General features: G+C 55.7%; 16 protein-coding genes and 3 tRNA genes. 14 read left to right on the plus strand and 5 right to left on the minus strand.

What is annotated here, in order from left to right; all coding sequences use genetic code 11:
• The first annotated feature begins 40 nt into the window (after positions 1–40).
• The 5 genes from DY252_RS10785 to DY252_RS10805 all read left to right on the plus strand — a co-directional run bounded on the left by DY252_RS10785 (position 41) and on the right by DY252_RS10805 (position 6,939).
• Positions 41–1,393: an OmpA family protein gene (locus DY252_RS10785; RefSeq protein ID WP_064789507.1), complete on the plus strand. Its 1,353-nt coding sequence runs from the start codon at positions 41–43 to the stop codon at positions 1,391–1,393.
• 332 nt (positions 1,394–1,725) lie between these two features.
• Positions 1,726–2,967: an LL-diaminopimelate aminotransferase gene (locus DY252_RS10790; protein WP_064789508.1), complete on the plus strand. Its 1,242-nt coding sequence runs from the start codon at positions 1,726–1,728 to the stop codon at positions 2,965–2,967.
• Between the two features lie 122 nt (positions 2,968–3,089).
• A complete protein-coding gene (locus DY252_RS10795; protein WP_008890927.1) occupies positions 3,090–4,394 on the plus strand; it encodes a homoserine dehydrogenase in 1,305 nt (434 codons plus the stop codon).
• A 146-nt stretch (positions 4,395–4,540) separates the two neighbouring features.
• Positions 4,541–5,500, plus strand: a complete 960-nt coding sequence (glpX, locus tag DY252_RS10800; protein ID WP_008890926.1) for a class II fructose-bisphosphatase — start codon at positions 4,541–4,543, stop codon at positions 5,498–5,500.
• 146 nt (positions 5,501–5,646) lie between these two features.
• Entirely contained in the window at positions 5,647–6,939 is a 1,293-nt protein-coding gene (locus DY252_RS10805) for an Hsp70 family protein (protein WP_064789509.1), read from the plus strand.
• Here the strand turns inward: DY252_RS10805 and DY252_RS10810 are convergent, their stop codons facing one another.
• Positions 6,940–7,257 (minus strand): hypothetical protein, encoded by a 318-nt coding sequence (locus DY252_RS10810; RefSeq protein WP_231959750.1) that lies wholly within the window; start codon positions 7,255–7,257, stop codon positions 6,940–6,942.
• A gap of 194 nt (positions 7,258–7,451) precedes the next feature.
• On the opposite strand from DY252_RS10810, the gene DY252_RS10815 reads away from it, so the two are divergent.
• The 6 genes from DY252_RS10815 to DY252_RS10840 all read left to right on the plus strand — a co-directional run bounded on the left by DY252_RS10815 (position 7,452) and on the right by DY252_RS10840 (position 11,671).
• Positions 7,452–7,991: a peroxiredoxin gene (locus tag DY252_RS10815; protein WP_231959751.1), complete on the plus strand. Its 540-nt coding sequence runs from the start codon at positions 7,452–7,454 to the stop codon at positions 7,989–7,991.
• An 83-nt stretch (positions 7,992–8,074) separates the two neighbouring features.
• The gene (gene recJ / locus DY252_RS10820; RefSeq protein ID WP_064789511.1) at positions 8,075–9,865 is read left to right on the plus strand and encodes a single-stranded-DNA-specific exonuclease RecJ; all 1,791 of its coding nucleotides are present in this window, start codon (positions 8,075–8,077) and stop codon (positions 9,863–9,865) included.
• A gap of 80 nt (positions 9,866–9,945) precedes the next feature.
• Positions 9,946–11,208: an MFS transporter gene (locus tag DY252_RS10825; protein ID WP_064789512.1), complete on the plus strand. Its 1,263-nt coding sequence runs from the start codon at positions 9,946–9,948 to the stop codon at positions 11,206–11,208.
• 154 nt (positions 11,209–11,362) lie between these two features.
• Positions 11,363–11,438: transfer RNA gene (locus tag DY252_RS10830), tRNA-Glu, on the plus strand.
• A 37-nt stretch (positions 11,439–11,475) separates the two neighbouring features.
• Positions 11,476–11,551, plus strand: a tRNA-Glu gene (locus DY252_RS10835).
• A gap of 44 nt (positions 11,552–11,595) precedes the next feature.
• Positions 11,596–11,671: transfer RNA gene (locus tag DY252_RS10840), tRNA-Glu, on the plus strand.
• A 78-nt stretch (positions 11,672–11,749) separates the two neighbouring features.
• Here the strand turns inward: DY252_RS10840 and DY252_RS10845 are convergent.
• Positions 11,750–13,120, minus strand: coding sequence for a DNA polymerase IV (locus DY252_RS10845; RefSeq protein ID WP_064789513.1), 1,371 nt, complete (start codon positions 13,118–13,120; stop codon positions 11,750–11,752).
• Positions 13,121–13,231: 111 nt separating this feature from the next.
• Positions 13,232–14,530, minus strand: a complete 1,299-nt coding sequence (locus DY252_RS10850; protein ID WP_008890917.1) for an EAL domain-containing protein — start codon at positions 14,528–14,530, stop codon at positions 13,232–13,234.
• Positions 14,531–14,863: 333 nt separating this feature from the next.
• Between DY252_RS10850 and DY252_RS10855 the strand changes: the two genes are divergently transcribed.
• The 3 genes from DY252_RS10855 (at position 14,864) to DY252_RS10865 (ending at position 18,056) form a co-directional block, all read left to right on the plus strand.
• Positions 14,864–16,273, plus strand: a complete 1,410-nt coding sequence (locus DY252_RS10855) for an SPOR domain-containing protein (RefSeq protein WP_064789514.1) — start codon at positions 14,864–14,866, stop codon at positions 16,271–16,273.
• Positions 16,274–16,395: 122 nt separating this feature from the next.
• On the plus strand, positions 16,396–17,121 hold the full coding sequence (locus DY252_RS10860; protein WP_064789515.1) for an SAM hydrolase/SAM-dependent halogenase family protein: 726 nt from the start codon (positions 16,396–16,398) through the stop codon (positions 17,119–17,121).
• A gap of 110 nt (positions 17,122–17,231) precedes the next feature.
• Positions 17,232–18,056 carry an MBL fold metallo-hydrolase gene (locus tag DY252_RS10865; RefSeq protein ID WP_008890914.1) on the plus strand — a complete coding sequence of 275 codons (825 nt, stop codon included), beginning with the start codon at positions 17,232–17,234 and terminating at the stop codon, positions 18,054–18,056.
• A gap of 31 nt (positions 18,057–18,087) precedes the next feature.
• Here DY252_RS10865 and DY252_RS10870 read toward each other — a convergent pair whose 3' ends face one another.
• Complete coding sequence (locus DY252_RS10870; protein ID WP_064789516.1) at positions 18,088–18,780, minus strand: OmpA/MotB family protein; 693 nt, start codon at positions 18,778–18,780, stop codon at positions 18,088–18,090.
• Positions 18,781–18,791: 11 nt separating this feature from the next.
• Positions 18,792–19,586 (minus strand): motility protein A, encoded by a 795-nt coding sequence (locus tag DY252_RS10875; protein ID WP_064789517.1) that lies wholly within the window; start codon positions 19,584–19,586, stop codon positions 18,792–18,794.
• Positions 19,587–19,793: the final 207 nt, after the last annotated feature.

Consider the following 19,793-nt stretch of genomic DNA (forward strand, 5'->3'; position numbering starts at 1 on the left):
TGCAGACGTCGTCCAACTGAATTTGGAGCAGCGAAAAGAAATGGGCGTTCTGAAATCGACCACCGGGCAGGGGGCTTGGCAGGAGACTGCAAGGGGGAAGCTGCGGGTATTGCTGCAGACGGGCTCGGCCCTGGCTGTGGTGCTGACACTTGGCGCCTGTTCTTCGGTTCCCGATGCGATCAATCCGGTCGAGTGGGGCAAATCCGTCGGAGACATGTTTGATGGCGAAGATGAAGAGCGCGCCGTCAAATCCGACGAAGCCATTCCGGGTGAGGATGGCGAGTACCCGAACCTTTCCGACACGCCCGCCAAACCGGTTGTCACCGGCGATGCAGAACGTGATGCACTGGTTGCCGGCCTGGCCGCAGACCGCCAGAATGCCCAGTATGAACAGGGTGGCCGCCGTCAAAGCAGCCCGCCTGTGAACGCGCTGCAAGCCGCACCGGCTGCACCGGCGTCGCAACCCGCGATCAATCCGGCACCGACAACACCGGTTTCCAGCAGTTCGATGGCCGATACCGGCAGTACTGCCGCGGCAGCTGCAACCACGAGCGCGGTCACCTCTGCGCCAAGCGGCTCCAAGATTGCCGACGAATGGAATGCAAAATCCCCGTCCAGTGGCCCGGTCCCGACGTCAGAAGCCCCGCCTGCAGCACCGACTGCGGCCCAGGGTGATGATGCCCGGGCGCAGCAGCTGGCAGCCTATGAGGCAGCACAGGCAGCGCAGAGTGGACAGTCTGCACAGCAGACGGGTGCGGGTGCTCCTGTATCGTCTGGTGATCCGGTCATGGATCAGTATCAGCGTCGTCTGGCCGAAGGTCAGGGCGTCTTTGCCAACGAACCGGCGCCAGTGCAGACGCAGGAATTTGATTATTCGATGTATTCCGATAATGGTTCGGTGATCGTCGATGAAAGCCAGTTGGGCGGGGCGGAGCCGATGTATGGCGACTCCGCATCTTATGACATGACGGTCACCAATGATGCCCTGGCATCACGCCTTGGCGTGCAGTCGATCGATCAGGCCGGCCCGGCTGTCAGTGAAGTCCAGATCGCACAGATCCAGTTCGCGCACGGTTCGACCAACCTTGGTGGTGCAGATTACAACGTTCTTGAACAGGTTGCCGCAACCTGGCAGCAGACCAGCGGCTTTATCCGCGTGATTGGTCATGCATCAATGCGTACCGGCAATATGTCGCTTGAACAGCACCTGGCGGTAAATCGCCGTGTGTCCGAAGGCCGTGCTGCGGCCGTCGTGTCGCGTTTGATTGAGCTTGGCGTCAATCCGAATGCAATCTTTGTCGGGGCGGATGGCTCGGCCGATCCGCGCTACTACGAAGGCGTTCCGGCGGGCGAAGCCGGCAACCGTCGTGTCGAGATTTATCTGGATTACTGATCACGTCGATCAGAACAGTTCAGAACCAAACAGCAAAACGCGGAGGGAGAAATTCTTCCGCGTTTTTTTGTGTTTGGAGCGTCGGGCGTGCCGAAATGGTCGGGTTTTTGCCGTCAGCCTGACGTCACCCAGTCCTTTCGGTGCCGTAAAACGCATTTATGCGTATTTTCCGCGCATTAATTCGTTGAGTATGATTTCAAGAAAAGGTACATCCTTCGAATTGTACGCTATTAATGGCCTGAATATCGGGCCTAAACGCAACTTTCGAGAAATCGAGGATATGCTTTTCGCATAAAATTCGAATTTCAGTGATTTAACGAGGAAACAGGATAATGTCGCAGGACTTCCACCGCATAAAACGTCTACCGCCTTATGTATTCGCAGAAGTAAATGCGATGAAGGCGGCGGCGCGGCGAGCGGGGGAGGACATTATCGATTTCGGCATGGGCAACCCGGACCCGGCAACCCCGCAGCATATCGTCGACAAGCTGGTTGAAACGGTTCAGAACCCGCGCACCCATGGCTATTCGATGTCGCGCGGCATTCCCGGCCTGCGCAAGGCATTGGCGGCCTATTACGGACGTCGTTTTGGTGTTGATATTGATCCGGAAACCGAAACCGTTGTGACCCTTGGTTCCAAGGAAGGTTTGGCAAACCTGGCTGCGGCGATCACAAGCCCCGGCGATATTTTTTTGGTGCCCAACCCGTCCTATCCGATCCATGCATTCGGCTTCATCATTGCCGGGGCCGCATTGCGCCATATCCCGATTGGTCACGATGATCAGGGGACGTTCAATACCGAAAGCTTTATGGATCAGCTTCATCGCGCGGTGAAACACTCGGTCCCGAAACCAAGTGCGGTGGTCCTGAACTTCCCGGCCAACCCGACCGCCCTTGTGGTGGATCTGGCGTTCTATCAGGAAGTTGTCGATTTCTGCCGCAAGCATGAAATCTATGTGCTCTCAGATATTGCCTATTCCGAGATCTATTTTGATGGCAATCCGCCGCCCTCGATCCTGCAGTGCAAGGGTGCAAAGGATATCGCCGTTGAATTCTATTCGCTGTCGAAAACCTATTCGATGGCGGGTTGGCGTATCGGTTTTGCCACCGGCAATAAAAAGCTGATCAACGCACTGACCCGCATCAAGTCATACCTTGATTATGGCGCATTTACCCCGGTTCAGGTGGCGGCAACCGCCGCCCTTAATGGTCCGCAGGATTGTGTCGAGGAATTCAGGAACCTGTACCGCGAACGCCGGGATATCTTCATCGAAGGGGCGCAAAGTGCCGGTTGGGAAATCCCGAGCCCGGCGGCAACCATGTTTGCCTGGGCGCCGATCCCAGATGCCTTTGCCGAACTGGGATCGCTTGATTTTTCCAAGCTTCTTTTGCAGGAAGCAGGCGTTGCCGTGGCACCGGGGCTTGGCTTTGGCGAGTATGGCGATCGTCATGTGCGTATCGCGCTTGTGGAAAACAAGCACCGCATTCGTCAGGCCAATCGCAACATCAAACAGTTCTTTGCCAAATGCCCCGATGCAGAATCTGCACGTGAACTGTTGAAGAAATCCGTCTGATATCTCATAAAGCATTCTGTGTTTCGCCCGGGACATGTCCCGGGCGTTCTGTTATCAGGGCGCAGTGATCTTTTTTGATCACGGGCGGAGCCAAAGATGTAACCACGCGACAAGGAGTTATCGTGAAAGACGTCGTCAAAATCGGTGTGGCAGGCCTTGGTACGGTCGGTGCCGGAACCGTTAAACTGCTGAGTGAACATCGCGACCTTCTGACAGACCGTTCGGGTCGCCAGATTGTCGTCACAGCGGTATCGGCGCGTGATCGAACTCGCGATCGTGGTTTTTCCACCGAAGGCCTGACCTGGTATGATGATGCACGTGATCTTGCCGCGGACAAGGATATCGACATCCTCGTCGAACTGATCGGCGGATCAGATGGCATTGCCTATGACACCTGCAAGGCCGCCCTTGAAAACGGCAAGCACGTTGTGACCGCCAACAAGGCGCTGATTGCGCTTAAGGGGGCGGAACTTGCGCGGATTGCCGATGCCAACAATGTCACCATCGCCTATGAGGCGGCGGTTGCTGGCGGTATCCCGGTGATCAAGGCATTGCGTGAAGGTTTGGCTGGTAACGAGATTTCGCGCGTGACCGGCATTTTGAACGGCACGTGTAACTACATCCTGACCACCATGCGTGAACAGGGTCGCGACTTTGCCGACGTTCTGGCAGAGGCACAAAAACTTGGCTATGCCGAAGCCGATCCGACCTTTGATGTCGATGGCATTGATGCCGCGCATAAGCTTGCGATCCTGGCGAGCCTCGCCTTTGGGGTCGAAGTCGACTTTGACGCGGTTGCGGTCGAAGGCATCCGCAGTGTGTCAGCGCTTGATATCCAGCTTGCTGAAGAACTTGGTTATCGCATCAAGTTGCTTGGTATCGCCAAACAGACGGCCGAGGGCATCGAGCAGCGCGTTTCCCCGGTGATGGTCGATCGTGCGACCCAGATTTCCAAGGTCGAAGGCGTCTTTAACGCGGTCGCCCTTGAAGGGGACTATGTCGGTCCGGTGGTGCTTCAGGGCCGCGGGGCGGGCGAACGTCCGACGGCATCGGCGGTAGTTGCCGACATCGTCGATATCGCGGCCGGTCGTGCGGCACCGGTGTTTGGTCTGCCGGCTGATCGCCTTAAGAAAAACGTGCGTGCGTCGCTCGAAAAGCATGTTGGCGCCTATTACCTGCGCCTGATGGTGTGGGATCGCCCGGGTGTCATGGCCGAGGTGACCGCAACCCTTGCCAAGCATGGGGTGTCGATGGCGTCCATGATCCAGCATGGCCGGGCCGAAACCGAAGGCGGCGTTGTGCCGGTGGTCATCGTCGCGCACGAAACGACTGAGTCCGCCATGTCGGGTGCGGTGAATGATATTGCAGCGTTCGAAAGCAATTCACAGCCGCCGGTTCTGATGCGGATTGAAAGCTTCGCATCTTAACAAAATGAACAACACATATTCGCCCCGTATCTGCCATGATGCGGGGCGATGTTGTATAGCTCGGACAGAAAATCGAGCATAAAAATAAAAAGACAACAATGAGATGGGGCCCCCAGACCCCACATCAGCAATACGAGGAAGAAGATATGGATCGAAATCTTGCGCTTGAAACGGTTCGCGTAACCGAGGCGGCGGCACTTGCGTGCTCTGGCCTGATGGGACGCGGCGACGAAAAGGCAGCCGATCAGGCCGCCGTTGACGCCATGCGCAATGCGCTTAACAGCATGGATATCAAAGGCACGGTCGTGATTGGCGAAGGCGAACGCGACGAAGCCCCGATGCTGTTTATCGGCGAAGAAGTTGGCTCCGGTGAAGGCCCGGAAATCGATATCGCGCTTGATCCGCTTGAAGGCACGACCATTTGTGCGACCGGTGGTCCCAACTCTTTGGCCGTCGTTGCCATGGCCGAAAAGGGCGGGTTCCTCAATGCGCCGGACACGTACATGGAAAAGATTGCCGTTGGCGGTGGTCTTCCGGATGATGTTGTCGACCTTGACGCCAGCCCGGCCGAAAACCTCAAAAGCCTTGCCAAGGCAAAGGGTTGTGATGTTGCTGATCTGGTTGTGTGTATTCTTGATCGCCCGCGCCATCAGGAAATCATTGCCAAAACCCGCGAAGCCGGTGCACGCATCATGCTGATCGGGGATGGCGACGTTGCCGGTGTGATCGCGACTTCGCAGAAAACCTCGGGCATTGATCTTTACATGGGTACCGGTGGCGCGCCGGAAGGTGTCCTGGCCGCAGCGGCCCTTCGTTGCATCGGTGGTCAGTTCCAGGGGCGTCTTGTTTTCCGCAACGATGACGAAATCGCGCGCGCGAAAAAATGGGGCATCGAAGACCTGACCCGCAAATACAAGCTGACCGAACTTGCCAAGGGCAATGTCATGTTTGCCGCGACCGGTGTGACCGATGGCGCGATGTTGCGCGGCGTGCGTCGTTTTGCCAATGGGGCCGAAACCGAAAGCATCGTGATGCGTTCGCAATCCGGTACCGTACGTTATGTCCGCGCAGTGCACGATTTCAGCCGGAAAATCTGGTACAAATAAGCGATCAGTTCTCAAATTTCGAAAAGGGAGTGCCTTGATGTAATTCTCGGCACTCCCTTTTTTCGTTTAATGGCTTGCAGGGGCAGGTGGACTGCGTTACATCCTCCGCCCCCCTGTGACCAACACCAAATCCCGGAGCCTGCCTGATGTCGGAAATTATTGCCCTTGATTTCGGAACGACGAACTCTGTTCTTGCCGTGGCAGACAGTGCAGGAAACGTGCAATCCGCCACGTTCGAGGTCGGCACCAAAAGCTTCGATACCTATCGGACCATTCTGTATTTCTGGGAAGATCAGGATCTGAAGGCGCCGAATGCGCCAACCCACACCAAAAGCTGCTCCGGCCCGTTCGCGATTGAGGAATACCTTAAGGAAAGCCACGATTGCCGCCTGATCCAGTCGATGAAATCCTATCTGGCGGCCAAGGATTTTGAGGGCACGGATATCTTCGGGACCAACTATTCCATTGAAGATCTGATTGGTACGTTCCTGACACAGATCCATCACTTCGCGCAGCACAGCCTTGGTTGGCTGGGGCAGCGGGTGATTTCCGGGCGTCCGGTGGCGTTTGCGGGTAATAATCCGGACAATGACTTTGCCGAAATGCGCTTGCGCGCTGCGTATGAGCAGGCCGGTTTTGATGTCGAGGCCATGGTGTTCGAACCATTGGCGGCATCTTACTATTACGGCCGCGAACTGGATAAACCCGAAACTGTTCTTGTCGCCGACTTTGGCGGTGGTACCAGTGACTTTTCGCTGATCCGCTTTACGCCGGGATTGGGCATTCGCGGGGTGCAGCCGCTCTCGCACACCGGTCTTGGTGTTGCAGGCGACCGGTTTGATTATCGCATCATCCAGAAGGCCGTCTGGCCACGTTTGGGCTTTGGATCGGAATACAAATCCATGGGCGCGACCCTGCCGGTTCCGCGGCAATATTACACGGCGTTTTCGCGCTGGCACGAACTGGCCATGATGAATCAACCCAAAACCATCAACGAAATCAAAGGCCTGATCAGGTCAGCGACCAAGCCCGATGATATCGAGGATCTGGTAGCGATCATCGAAGACGAAATGGGTTTCCACCTCTATCAGTCGGTGTCAAAGGCCAAGGCAGAGCTTTCTGAAAAGGACAGCACCATATTGCAATTCGCCCATGGTGGAGTGGAGATCGAAGAAAAACTGACCCGTGCCGATTTCGAAACCTCGATTGCACCCGACATGGCCGAGATCGAACTGGCGGCCAAGAACTGCCTTGATCAGGCCGGTGTCGATGCACGGGACGTCTCAAAGGTCTTCATGACCGGCGGCACATCCTATGTCCCGGCGGTGCGCAAGCTGTTCGAAGATCGCTTTGGCAAGGACCGCATCGAAATCGGCCAGCCGTTCCTGTCGGTGGCACTCGGGTTGGCCCTGATCGCGGCGGACGAAGGCATCGTCTGATCAACAGGCAAAGTCGCCGCCGCACTGAACCGACAGCAACACAACTGCTAGAATGAGAAGCCCGATGGCAAGGCCGCTGAGCCCATAAAGCCAGATCGATTTCGGGTGGCGTTTGAATACCCATGGAAGAATGCCACCCATAAGGCAGAGCACCGGAAATGCCAAGACGCTGAAAAACAGGAACTGGGTGTAGATATTTTCATCTGATCCCGGTGCGTCAAACATCATTGGTGAAAACATCACCATTGGCATCGACATCACGGCAGCAAGTACGGACAGGATGGTTAATCCGATCCTGAGACCTTTTTTGTGGGGCATTGCGCGTATCCATTTTTGTTATCGCACCAGTTTGCACAGCTTTGCCGCGCAGGCAAATGGTGTGATGCAGCAAAATGTTTTTCACAATACGAAATCGATGCTTCTTTTTAAGCGTTGGGTTCAGACTTATCTTGAAAGCCAAAGGGCCGAACATTGTTCGTGATAAAAGCCCGCTCTTGTATCCTGGGAGGATCATGATGAGTTCAGAAAGCGACGCACATGTGATTGAACGCCTGACGGGGCAGATCCTGCCTGCAATGGGGTTGTCCGCAACCAACGACACATCTGTTGATTTGTCGACATTGCCGGGCCGCACAGTTGTCTATGCCTATCCGCGCACGGCAGAGCCCGGCGTGCCGTCACCGGAAGGCTGGAATGAAATTCCCGGTGCCAAGGGGTGTACGCCGCAATCCTGTTCGTTCCGTGATCACGCCTCGGAATTGCGTGCGGTCGGGGTGGAAAACCTGTTCGGGCTTTCAAGCCAGACAACCGATTATCAAAAAGAAGCAGCTGAGCGCCTTCATCTGCCATTTGCCTTGCTGTCGGATGCGGATCATCGCTTTAAGGAAGCCATGGCAATGCCGGATTTTGAAGCCGATGACATGCGCCTGTTCAAGCGGCTGACCATGGTCATTGATGATGGCAAGATCACCAAGGTGTTCTATCCCGTCGATGATCCCGCCGCAGACGCCGAGAACGTTTTGAAATGGTGCGGCGAAAACCCGGTCGGCTAGGGATTGCCAACTCTCGGCGCGGTTTGATCGATTGGTAAAATATCCGGTTTCAGACCGCCCGAGATTGCGCTATTCCATAGGGCATGACAGAGCATTCACAAGAAACCACCTTTATGGGCATTGAGCGATCCGTCACCGGCAAATGGTGGCGTGAACGCGCAAATGACGAACGATTGGCAACGACGATTGCCCAGCGTTTTGGCGTGCCCGAAATTGTTGGCCGGGTAATGGCCGCGCGCGGCATTGACCTTGATGACGCCGAAAGTTTCCTGTCCCCGACACTACGTGATCTGATGCCCGATCCATCCAGCTTGCAGGATATGGACAAGGCCGCCGCCCGCATTGCCGATGCGATTGAGGCGGGCGAGGGGATTGCGGTATTTGGCGACTATGACGTTGATGGCGCGACTAGTACGGCGTTGTTGAAACGGTTTTTCCGCGCCATTGGTGTTGATGTTCCTGTCCATATTCCCGATCGCATGAAAGAGGGCTATGGCCCGAATGCGCCCGCCCTTCTGGAGCTGCAGCGCAAGGGTGCCAAGCTAATCCTGACGGTTGATTGCGGGGTGACCGCCTATGCGCCGTTACAAGAAGCCCGCGATGCCGGGATCGAAATCATTGTTGTCGACCACCACGCAGCAGAGCCGGAATTGCCGCCTGCGGTCGCGGTTGTGAACCCCAATCGGCTCGATGATGAAAGCGGGCTTGGGCATCTTTGTGCGGCGGGTGTGGCGTTTCTGGTCTGTGTGGCGTTGTTGCGCGAATTGCGCAATCGCGGCTGGCTTGAAAAGAAGGGCGTTCGCGCACCCGATTTGCGCAACTGGCTTGATCTGGTAGCGCTTGGTACGGTGTGTGATGTGGTGCCGTTGCGCGGATTGAACCGGGCGTTTGTGACCCAGGGCCTTAAGGTGATGAAGCACCGATCCAATGTCGGCATGACATCACTTGCCGATATTGCCGGCGTCAACGAGGTGCCGAGTGCCTATCATCTGGGTTATGTCCTTGGGCCGCGTGTGAATGCCGGTGGGCGCGTTGGCGAGAGTTTTCTGGGCACCACCCTGCTTTCGGGCGAGAACCCCGCAGAGGCGCAGGATATCGCCCGCAGGCTTGATGAATATAATCGTGAACGCAAGGCGATCGAGGATATCGTCCTTGATCAGGCCATCAGCGCGGTCGAGGGCAAGTCAAAGGTCGGCTCCATGGTGCTGGTCGGCGGCGATGACTGGCATCCCGGCGTGATCGGTATTGTCGCAAGCAGGCTTAAGGATCGCTATCACGTGCCATCGCTTGTGATGGGCAAGGTTGACGGCGTCTATAAGGGATCTGCGCGATCTGTGCGCGGGATTGATCTGGGCGATGCGATCATTGCGGCCCGTCAAGCCGGGCTTCTGATCAATGGTGGCGGGCACCATATGGCGGCGGGCTTTACGCTTGATCCCGAAAAGCTTGAGGCGTTCGAGGCCTTCCTTGAGGAACGCTTTGCCAAGATCATTGCCGAAAACGATATCCGCCCGACCATCACGGTCGACGGGGCGCTTCATGCCAAGGGCGCGACACTTGAGCTTATCGACTCACTTGAAAAGCTGGGGCCTTTTGGTGCGGGCAATGCCGAGCCCCGATTTGCCTTTGTTGATTGCCGGGCGGTCAAGGCCGATGTTGTCGGACAGGATCATGTGCGCTGTATCCTGACCGGGTCAAACGGGCAGGGGCGGCTTAAGGCGATTGCGTTCAGATGCCTTGATAATGATATGGGACAGACCCTGATCAAGCATGGTGGACGCCCGTTGCATGTTCTGGGGCATTTGCGCCGCGATAGCTGGCAGGGGCGTGATGGTGTGCAGCTGATCATTGACGATGTGGCCTTGCCGGTCTAGCGACGTGACCCCGGGCAGGGCAGCTATGATGCTGCAAATGCTTGCCGTTATGGTTTGATCAGACTAATCCTGAAGGCACCATGACACAAAATTCGCGCCCCACACCCACCTCTGCGACGCCCAAGCATGGCCTCGGATCGTTTTTGATCGTTCTGATGCCGATCATGCTGGCCTTTTCGCTTAGTCAGTTTTTCCGTTCTGCCCAGGCGCTACTTGCCGGGCCGCTGCGTGAACAGCTTGCCGTTACACCCGAACAGCTTGGCCTGATATCAGGCAGTTTCCATTTTGCCTTTGCCTTGATGCAGATCCCGGTTGGGGTGCTGCTCGACCGGTATGGACCGCGCCTGACCAACGGGTTTTTGACCATGGTCACCGTGGCGGGCGTCTTTATCTTTGCCAATGCGCAAAGTGTGCTGGGCCTGATGGCAGGCCAAGCGGTGATTGGCGTTGGCTGTTCGGCGGCCTTCATGTCGGCACTGGTTCTGGCCGCGCGCTGGACCGCCCCCGAAAAGTTCGCCACCGCATCCGGACTGATCGTTTCGTTCAGTTTGATGGGTGTTCTGGCCTCGGCAACGCCGCTTGCCACACTGGTTGAGGCCTATGGCTGGCGGGCGGTTTATTACGGCCTTGCCGGCATTGCGTTGATTGCGGTGGTGCTTGACTTCATTCTGGTCCGCGACAACCCGCCGGGCCATGCAACCCATGCCCAGCGCGGCGAAAGTGTCGGTGATGTCCTGCGCGGCATGGTGTCGGTCTGGTCAAACCGGCAGGTCTGGTTGCTGTCGGGTGTGGCGTTTTTCAGCTATCCGACGATCCTGACAGTCCGTGGCCTGTGGGGTGGGCCTTATTTGCATGACGTGTTTGATCTGGGCGCGGTCGAGGTTGGCAATATCCTTCTGGTGATGACGATTGGCATGATCATTGGTCCGCCGACCTACGGGCAACTGTCGCGCATGATGCCTGATAATACCCGTGGCCTGATCGTCTTTGCTGTGCTGGTCGGGGCGGTTGCCTGCCTGTTGCAGGCCTTTATCGGGCCAATGGGCACCGGCATCGCCATGGTTTTGATGTTGCTGCACGGCTTCCTAGGCAGCAGTGCGACGCTTAATTACGCCGCATCGCGCAAGGCGGTCGCCGAACATCAGATTGGCCGCGCACTGACCACGATTAATCTCGCGACGTTTGGCGGTCTGTTCGTCCTGCAAGGCATTGCCGGGTTGATTGTCGGGTATTATGGGGCCGACCCGGATACTGGTTACAAGGCGATGTTTGTCTTTTTGGGCTGTGGTCTCGCTGTGGCTGGGATCAGTTTCTGGATTGGAACCCGACGCCGTAGCCAATAAACCGTCTGGTTAAACAGTGTGCCAAGGTTTTTCAGTATTTGGTCGGGAATGGCATCATTTACGCCAAGGGATTAAAAAAAACGTCACAGGGGCGAAAAAGCCGCTTGACCTGACCCCACCCAATCGCTAAAAACCGGCCTCGTTAACGCGCTGCGTCCCCTTCGTCTAGAGGCCTAGGACACCGCCCTTTCACGGCGGCAACAGGGGTTCGAATCCCCTAGGGGACGCCACTCGTTAACATAGACTGACTTCGATTGGTGCGTATGTGTCCCCTTCGTCTAGAGGCCTAGGACACCGCCCTTTCACGGCGGCAACAGGGGTTCGAATCCCCTAGGGGACGCCACCAACCGAAAGTCACGACATTCGCACATAAATGCTTGTGCCTGTGTCCCCTTCGTCTAGAGGCCTAGGACACCGCCCTTTCACGGCGGCAACAGGGGTTCGAATCCCCTAGGGGACGCCATATTTTCCAAATATAAATCAATATGTTGCCGCGCAAATGTCGCGCCGTGCATCATTTGTCTTTTCTGCGATTTCGTTTCTAGAAACGGAATTTGTGTTGGCGTGGTGCCATCTTTTTGTGCTGTCGATAACGCCGTGTCAGGCTTTCGCGCAATTGTTCGGCAGTCGGGCGGGGCAGGTCGATCACCGTGCGCGGGGCTTCTGGTGTGGTTGCGTCTGACTGCGCGGCATCATCGGTGATGGCGGCGATATCACCGGCAAACAAATCAACCGGATCGGCCATGTCGGCGTCGTAAAGGTCGGTGACCCCGACGCCAAGCAACCGATAGCGTGTGCCATCGATTTCCTTTTTAAGCAGGGTCAGGGCGGCATCCAGAATGACGTCTTCGCGCAAGGTCGGATAGGTCAGGCGCATGTTGCGGGTGCGGAGCTTGAAGTCCGATGATTTCAGTTTGAGGATCACGGTATGCCCCGCGATTTCCTTGCGCGCCAGATCGCGGGCGACCCGCGATGTCAGGCGGGTGGCGATCTCAGAAAGCTCGGACAGGCTTGAGATATCTTCGTTGAAGGTGGTTTCCGAAGACAGGCTTTTGCGTTCCGTGCTTTGCTCCACACGCCGGTTATCTTCACCGCGCGAGAAGTAAAAGAACCGCTTGCCGATGCTGCCATATCGGCCCTGAAGGGTATGGATGTCCATTTCCTGCAGTTGCCCGATGGTTGTAACGCCATCTGCGTGCAGTTTGCGCTCCATCGCGGGCCCTACCCCCCACATCATGCGCACTGGCTTGTCGGCCAGGAAATCAAGCGCCTCACGCCGACCGATCATGGAAAAGCCAAACGGCTTGTTAAGGTCGGATGAAATCTTGGCAAGAAACTTGTTATAGGAAAGCCCGATCGAAACGGTAATGCCGACTTCGCGTTTGATCGTCGCCTGAAGATCAATCAGGCATTCCGCCGCTGATTTGCCATGGGTTTCCATGGCGTTTGACAGGTCCATAAAGGCCTCGTCAATCGACAGCGGTTCGATATCGGGGGTGAGCGCGCGCATCATGTCGCGAATGCGATAGCCTTCGCGCTGATACTTTTTCATATCGGACTTCAAAAACACCGCATCAGGGCAGAGTTCCCGTGCCTTGAACGCAGGCATGGCGGACCGCACACCATATTTGCGCGCAACATAACAGCATGTCGCAACAACACCACGATGACCGCCGCCAATGATGACAGGCTGATCGATCAGTTCCGGTCGATCACGCTTTTCGATCGAGGCATAAAAGGCATCGCAATCAAGATGACCAATCGAGAGCTCCGGCAGTTCCGGGTGGGCGATGGCGCGCTTGCAGGAACAGACCGGGCAGGGCACATAGGACCCGCTACCGCTTTTGGGGAGCGGTCGGTCAAGATGCAGTCGCCATTTGTGATGGCAATCCGGGCACAGCGCGTACAACATGATTATGTGTACTGCTTTTGTTCCCGTTTTGCCAAGGGGTGAAATGAAGGTGGTCGCCGGTAGACCAAGGCTCCTGACCGGTTTGTCAGGAGGATGTCTGGCGACTGTCGGTTATCGCGTCGGCTTGTCGTCGGTTGGTCTTGTCGGCGCAGGTCTGACGGGCTTTTTGGCGTCGCGCTTGGCGCGGCGCTGGCGGGCGATCATGTTGTCGATGTAGCGCCCCTGGAACAGGGTGATGCCAAGCGACTGGCCGAACTTGATCGCGGTGGGCGAATCACAGCGGCACAGGATCACACGTTCCCGGCCGGAGTTCTTCACCAGGCTGTCCATTTCCGAGTATTTTTTGCGGATGACATTATCGGTCATCTCTTCGCGCCATGCGACCTTGATGAAGTCTGCCTTAAGGCGTTTACGATCAACAAAGGACAGGGCTTCAACCGTCAGGTTGTCGATCAGGATGCGATAGCCGCGTTCATGGAAATCGTCACGCACACTGAGATAGGTTTCAAGGTTCGAAAACAGATCAACCTGATTAAGCTCGATGATCACGTTGCCCTGCCAGTTGCGGCGCACCGTTTCGTCAAACTTGTCAAAATCCTTCGACGTCAGAGTGCCAAGATTGAGGTTGATCGAGAACGAACTTGCATGCGTCTTGAAGGTCCGCTTGCACAGGTAGTTCAGCATGCGTTTGTCGAGTGTCTCGGTCATGTGCTGGAACAGCCAGCGGTTTGACGCCAGATCAATATTGGGCATCAGCGCGTTGCGCAGATCGGTGATCGAGACAAAGAACTCGTCAAATACTGGATGCAGTTCCTTGGAACTGCCATGCGCAAAGACACAGACCGGTTGCTGGCGAATATGTTCGGACAGATCGGCTGTGTGAATGGTTTCTTCAAGTTCGCCGAGGTTCTCGGCCGTGATCGGGTTCAGGACGTTGTTGTCTTTTTCACGCTGGATCGCGCTGCGCATGTTCAGGCTTTTCTGAAGCTTTTTTGCGCGCTCATCAAGGTGCTGACACAGCAACAGGAATTCCTGGAACTCGGTATTGAGGTTGTACCAGGTGCAAAAACCGGTTTCCTCGCTGTCGTCCTGTGACAGCGGATCATCGCGGAACAGATAGCGCAGCGTATCAACAGCCGGTTCGACATCGGCAATCGATTTGTCTTTCCAGACAAAGATCAGATCATTGTTGGTCAGAACAAAGATACGGCCGACATAGAGTTTGACATAGCTTTCAAAGGTATTGGTCGCAACGCGGATATGATAATCGCGGCGATGGAACGGCTTTAGGCGCGACAGGTGAATATGTACAGCCCGGTGCCCGTATTTACGGGTCTCCAGCCGTTGCACATAATCCAGCAACAGGTATTCCTGAAGGGCCTGTTGGCCATATTGCTGCGGTTCAATCACGCCGAAACCCCTGAAAGAGAAAACGTTTTTTTGAGTGGTTATTTGCCGGTTGAATACACCGAAGACCGAAGTCTGATCAAATCATAATGTTCTGAAGGTCTGGTTAATGGTTGAGACACTCACTTTAGCACTATTCTATGTATAGAAACTATACGTATGGCAGGACAAGTGTCGCGTCAAAAACAGTGATTAATTTGCTTTAACGAATTGTTGGCAAGCAGGGTGCAAAATCAAGGCTGTATGGGGGAAGTCCATGCCGGGTTTTGCTGGAATATGAACTGGCACTACAGCATGATTTCCGAAACGGGTTTTATGGAATAGGGGATTGGCGCCATGCAGGTATCCGCAAAGCGGACCGGGAACTGGCTGAAAATCGGCAAGGGTATTGCTGTGATCGGTATGGTTTCATGGGTGTCGGCCTGTGCGCCGCTGCTGGATCAGGACTTCTGGGACGAGGCAACGTCCTTTGCCGATGACAATTATACAGCCCTTGGCCTGCAACAATTGGCCAGCGGTGACTATGCATCTGCTGAAAAACTGTTTGACGAGGCACTGCGCAAAAATCCTCAGGACGGCCATGCAATGTTGTGGCGGTCTGTCCTTTATCAAAATACCAACCGCCCGGATCGGGCGCGCGACGGGTATGAAACACTGATCGCGATGAACCCGCCCGGTACCGTTCTGATGTCTTCTGCGACGGGCACACAGCCCCGTCCGCTGCGTGATGCAGCTGAATTCAACCTGTCGCGGCTTCAGCGCGGCCTTCCCGGGTCGCTTAGTATCAATGATCAAATCATCAGCGGGCCGTCGGGCCTTGGCAATGGTGCCGCGGCTGTGGCCGCCGGTCGTGCCACAAACGCGCCTATGACGGGCAACCCGGTTTCTTCCATGACCAGCGCGTCAACCAGGCCGATGGATGTTCCGGCTGGTGCAGCCCTGTCGGCAGGGGACGAGGCAGTCGCCAAACGGTTTGCGATCTTGCGCAATCTGCAGTCCACCGGACTTGTAACGCCCGAGGAATATTCCGCCCGCCGTTCGGCAAACCTTGGTGCGTTGCTGCCCATGAGCCAACCGGCACCGTCGGCATTCTTGAATAACCCGCCGCCAGAAGGTGAGCAGGTCGAACAGCGCCTTAATCAGCTAAACCGTGCGCTTCAGATCGGTGCAATTACCGTGCAGGAACATGTTGCGGAACGCACCGCCATTCTCGATGCGTTATTGCCAGCCCAGCCGCGCCAACGCGCAACCCCGCCGCCAGCGCCGCAAGGTCTGATGGATGCGGCACGCCAGATCGCACGCATCGAAGACCTTCAGCAGATGAAGCTGGTCACACCTGATGAATTCAAGCGCGAACGTGACGCGATTGAGGCCGCCATTGTCGAACCGGCACAGGGCACGGCAATGACGCTTAATTCCGGGGAGCCGGTCCGCCGGGTCGCCACGGGTGAAAGCCGCCCGGTTCAGGCGGCTGAGGAAATGGCAAGCGCGCCTGCCGCAATGGCAAGTGGATCGAAATCCGTTCATCTGGCGTCTTATCGCAATGAGGCACAGGCAGAACGCGGCTGGCAGATCCTGAGCAGCCGCTATGGCCAACTTGCCCCGCTTCAACATGGTGTGACGCGCGCCAGCATTCCGGGCAAGGGCACCTATTATCGCCTGATGGCAACGGGGCTAAGCGATAGTGCGGCAAGTTCGCTGTGTGCGGAGCTTAAACGACGTGGCCAGTTCTGCGAGGTCAAGTAGCACTTCGGGTCCATGGACCTTATCTTAAAAGAACAGCGACAACGCCGGTGGGATCAAAATGTTGCCACCGGCGTTGTTGTCTTCAAGCTAACCTTATTCAACCGATATCGCGGTAACATGCCATGATCTTTGTCTTTAGCGATTTTGGTGTAAACGGCCCCTATAGCGGCACCATGCGGTCGGTCGTGATGCGTCATGCGCCGGATGTGCCGATCTGCGATCTGATGTGTGATGCGCCGGACCGGAACCCGAAAGCCGCAAGTTACCTACTGGCGGCCTTGACCCGCGAATTTCAGGCGGGTGATGTGGTGTTGAGTGTTGTTGATCCGGGCGTGGGTAGTGCGCGTCAGGGGCTTGTCGTTACGGCCGATGGCGTTTCATATGTCGGGCCGGATAATGGTTTGTTTGAAATGATTATACGGCGTGCCAAAAAGGTATCGATCAAGGTCATTGACTGGATGACCGATGATGCATCGGCAAGCTTCCATGGGCGGGATATATTTGCCCCGGTTGCGGCATGGGTCGCAACCGATCAGGCTTTTGCATTACATCCGATCGCACTTGATGCGCGGTTTGGCGCGGCACAGGATTGGCCCGATGAATTGGCCGAAGTGATCTATGTCGATCCCTATGGCAACCTGATGACGGGACTTTCTGCGCGTTCACTTGATGAAAAGATCACGATCAATGCGCATATCGTTTCCGGAGCGCGGACTTTCTCCGACGTGCCGGAAGGATCGGCTTTCCATTACCGCAATTCGATTGGGCTGTGCGAGATCGCGGTCAATTGCGGACGCGCCGACAAAATGATGGGCGCTGTGATCGGAAGCACTGTTGGCGTGAATTGAATATGTTACGTGCAATCGATGATTGGTTCGTAGGTATGTGATGTGATCGTTTGAAGGTGTGATAACTGGTGTTTGCGATAAGCAATCAATCCTTGAGCAGGGCTTGGTGAATGGCGATTGAGGTTAAATTCTGGGGCGTTCGTGGAAGCATTGCATGCCCATCACCTGACCATGTTGTTTATGGTGGCAATACCAGTTGCATTGAAATGCGTGTCGGCGACGAGGTCCTGATCTTTGATGCCGGGACCGGGATCCGCAACCTTGGAAAGGATCTGATCCGGCGCAATGTCACCCATGCCCATATCTTCCTGACCCATACACACTGGGATCATATCAACGGATTTCCGTTCTTTGTACCGGCCTATAACCCAAATGCTTCCTTCCGGGTCATGGCGGGGCATCTGACCCATCAGGGCGGGGTGGAGCGCGTGTTTTCGGCGCAAATGGCGGACCCGACATTTCCCGTGCCGCTGTCTGCCATGCAATCGAAGCTGACATTTGAGGATTTCAGTGTCGGGGATGAATTGCATCCCGCCGACGGTATCGTGATCAAGACGGCACCCTTGCGTCACCCCAACGGGGCGACGGCGTTTCGTGTAGAGTATGATGGCAATGCGGTGTGTTATGTGACCGATACCGAACATGATCCGGAGACCCCGGATCCGATCATTCTTGATTTCATCGAAGATGCTGATCTGGTGATTTACGATTGCACCTACACCGACGAAGAATTCCCGCAAAAAGTCGGATGGGGGCATTCTACCTGGCAGGAAGGTATTCGCCTGTGTCGGGCCGCCAATGCCAAACAACTGGCACTGTTCCATCACGATCCAGAACATGATGATGCGGCAATGACCGTTATCGAGCAAAAGGCACGCGCCACTTGGTCTGGCGCCTTTGCTGCCCGTGATGAAATGGTATTACACATCGAATAGCTGTGCCAGTTCCCGGACCTGAACTTCGGTATCAGAACACGCGTGAATATTTCGGGAAGACACGGATTTCAATCCGGCGGTTGGCTTCGCGGTTTTCCGGGATCGGTTCGCCGAAATCATTGCGGTTTGGCAATTTCGGTTTGGTATCGCCGTAAGAAATGGCGCGCATGCGTTTGCTGTCGGGATCAACGCCAAGGGCGGCAAAGAAGCGGACAACTGCGATGGCACGACCCGCCGCCAGATCCCAGTTTGTCGGGAACCGCGGTGAGTTGATCGGGCTGTCGTCGGTATGACCGGAAACTTCGACCTGAAAACCGAGATAGCGCGGTTCTTTCAGAAGATCACCGACATCCTTGAGGAACAGTACAGCATCATTGGTCAGGTTGGCTGACCCCGGTTGGAAGAACGACGCGCTGCCCATTTCCATCAAGATGCCTTCGTCATCGGTCGATACATTGACCGCACTGTCCAGCGCCATGTTGAAAACCACATCGCGCAGATCTGTTTCAAGCACCTGTGTCGGGCGCACGACTTCGCGTTTGCCGATCTGTTCGGCAATGCCGGCCTGGACCTTTTCAAACATCGGAATTTCGACCTTGGAAAAGCTGACCAGCATAACGAAAAACGCCATCAAAAGGGTGATGGCATCGGCATAGGTCGCAAGCCAATCCTCATTGACCGGTTCTTCTTCCTTGTATTGCAGGCGTCTCTTGCCGCGGGCCATGATCGATCCCCTTACTTCGACGACTTGTCGATATTGAAATGAATGGCCGGATCAAGGAAGGAATTCATCCTGTCCTGTATGGCGCGCGGGCCTTTGCGATCAGCCAGCATGATCAGGCCTTCAGCGATCAGGTAGTTGCGAAACCGCATGATTTCCTCGCGCTGCTGGATTTTGCTGGCCGCTGGCAGGAAAAAGAACCGGGCGGCAACAATGCCATACAATGTCGTAATCAGCGCAATCGCAAGACCGGCCCCCAACGAGGTCGGGTCATCGGCCATTTTATCAAGCATGATGACAAGGCCAACCAGTGTCCCGATCATCCCAAAGGCCGGGGCGGCGGCCGCCATGCTCTTAAGGATAGCAACAGGCACCAGGTTGCGGCTAAAGGCGTTATCGATGGCATTGTGAAGCATCTCGGCGGTTTCCTCGCCATCATAGCCGGTAATGACGACTTCCATTGCCCAGCCCAAAAACGGTTCGTCCTTGCCGACCCGTTCGGCTTCCTGTTCAAGCGCGTTGATACCCTTTTTCTGCAACAGATAGCCCCATTTGACCACACGGCCGACTTCGCCAGTCAGTTGGGCACGGCCCATTTGCGGGGCGCGGAAAATCTTGAAAATCAGTCTGAGTGCCAGCAGTACATAGCGCGCCTCATAGGCAATAAATGTCGCGGCCAGCGTGCCGCCAACCACCATCAGTGCACTCGAAAGGCTTAAGAATACCAGATAGTTATCGGTCGAAATAAAGATCGACCCGATAAACAGGCCAAGGCCGACCATAATGCCTAAAATCGTCGTAAACGACATTGTCCCCACAATCCCCCGGGTCGTCGACATGGCGCTCTTTTGTGTCAAAGACACCAGACATTAAAAAAGAATATTATTATTTTACGTAAGAATAGGCCCGCATTTCGTTGTTTTGAAGTTAATTTTATTCAATTCAAAGTCGATAATGTCGGCCGGGGGCAGATGCAGGGGGCGTGATCAGTGCAACTTCTGGCATAAGTTCGGTTC

Source organism: Thalassospira indica (assembly GCF_003403095.1).
Lineage (GTDB): Bacteria > Pseudomonadota > Alphaproteobacteria > Rhodospirillales > Thalassospiraceae > Thalassospira > Thalassospira indica.

Bases quoted from the DNA above. Each gene is read 5' to 3' on its own strand.
- recJ (WP_064789511.1), top strand. From the start codon at position 8,075: ATGACAGAGCATTCACAAGAAACCACCTTTATGGGCATTGAGCGATCC.
- DY252_RS10855 (WP_064789514.1), top strand. From the start codon at position 14,864: ATGCAGGTATCCGCAAAGCGGACCGGGAACTGGCTGAAAATCGGCAAG.
- DY252_RS10875 (WP_064789517.1), bottom strand. From the start codon at position 19,586: ATGTCGTTTACGACGATTTTAGGCATTATGGTCGGCCTTGGCCTGTTT.
- DY252_RS10865 (WP_008890914.1), top strand. From the start codon at position 17,232: ATGGCGATTGAGGTTAAATTCTGGGGCGTTCGTGGAAGCATTGCATGC.
- DY252_RS10815 (WP_231959751.1), top strand. From the start codon at position 7,452: ATGATGAGTTCAGAAAGCGACGCACATGTGATTGAACGCCTGACGGGG.
- DY252_RS10810 (WP_231959750.1), bottom strand. From the start codon at position 7,257: ATGCCCCACAAAAAAGGTCTCAGGATCGGATTAACCATCCTGTCCGTA.
- DY252_RS10790 (WP_064789508.1), top strand. From the start codon at position 1,726: ATGTCGCAGGACTTCCACCGCATAAAACGTCTACCGCCTTATGTATTC.
- DY252_RS10845 (WP_064789513.1), bottom strand. From the start codon at position 13,120: ATGTTGTACGCGCTGTGCCCGGATTGCCATCACAAATGGCGACTGCAT.
- DY252_RS10785 (WP_064789507.1), top strand. From the start codon at position 41: ATGGGCGTTCTGAAATCGACCACCGGGCAGGGGGCTTGGCAGGAGACT.
- DY252_RS10805 (WP_064789509.1), top strand. From the start codon at position 5,647: ATGTCGGAAATTATTGCCCTTGATTTCGGAACGACGAACTCTGTTCTT.
- DY252_RS10860 (WP_064789515.1), top strand. From the start codon at position 16,396: ATGATCTTTGTCTTTAGCGATTTTGGTGTAAACGGCCCCTATAGCGGC.
- DY252_RS10870 (WP_064789516.1), bottom strand. From the start codon at position 18,780: ATGGCCCGCGGCAAGAGACGCCTGCAATACAAGGAAGAAGAACCGGTC.
- glpX (WP_008890926.1), top strand. From the start codon at position 4,541: ATGGATCGAAATCTTGCGCTTGAAACGGTTCGCGTAACCGAGGCGGCG.
- DY252_RS10825 (WP_064789512.1), top strand. From the start codon at position 9,946: ATGACACAAAATTCGCGCCCCACACCCACCTCTGCGACGCCCAAGCAT.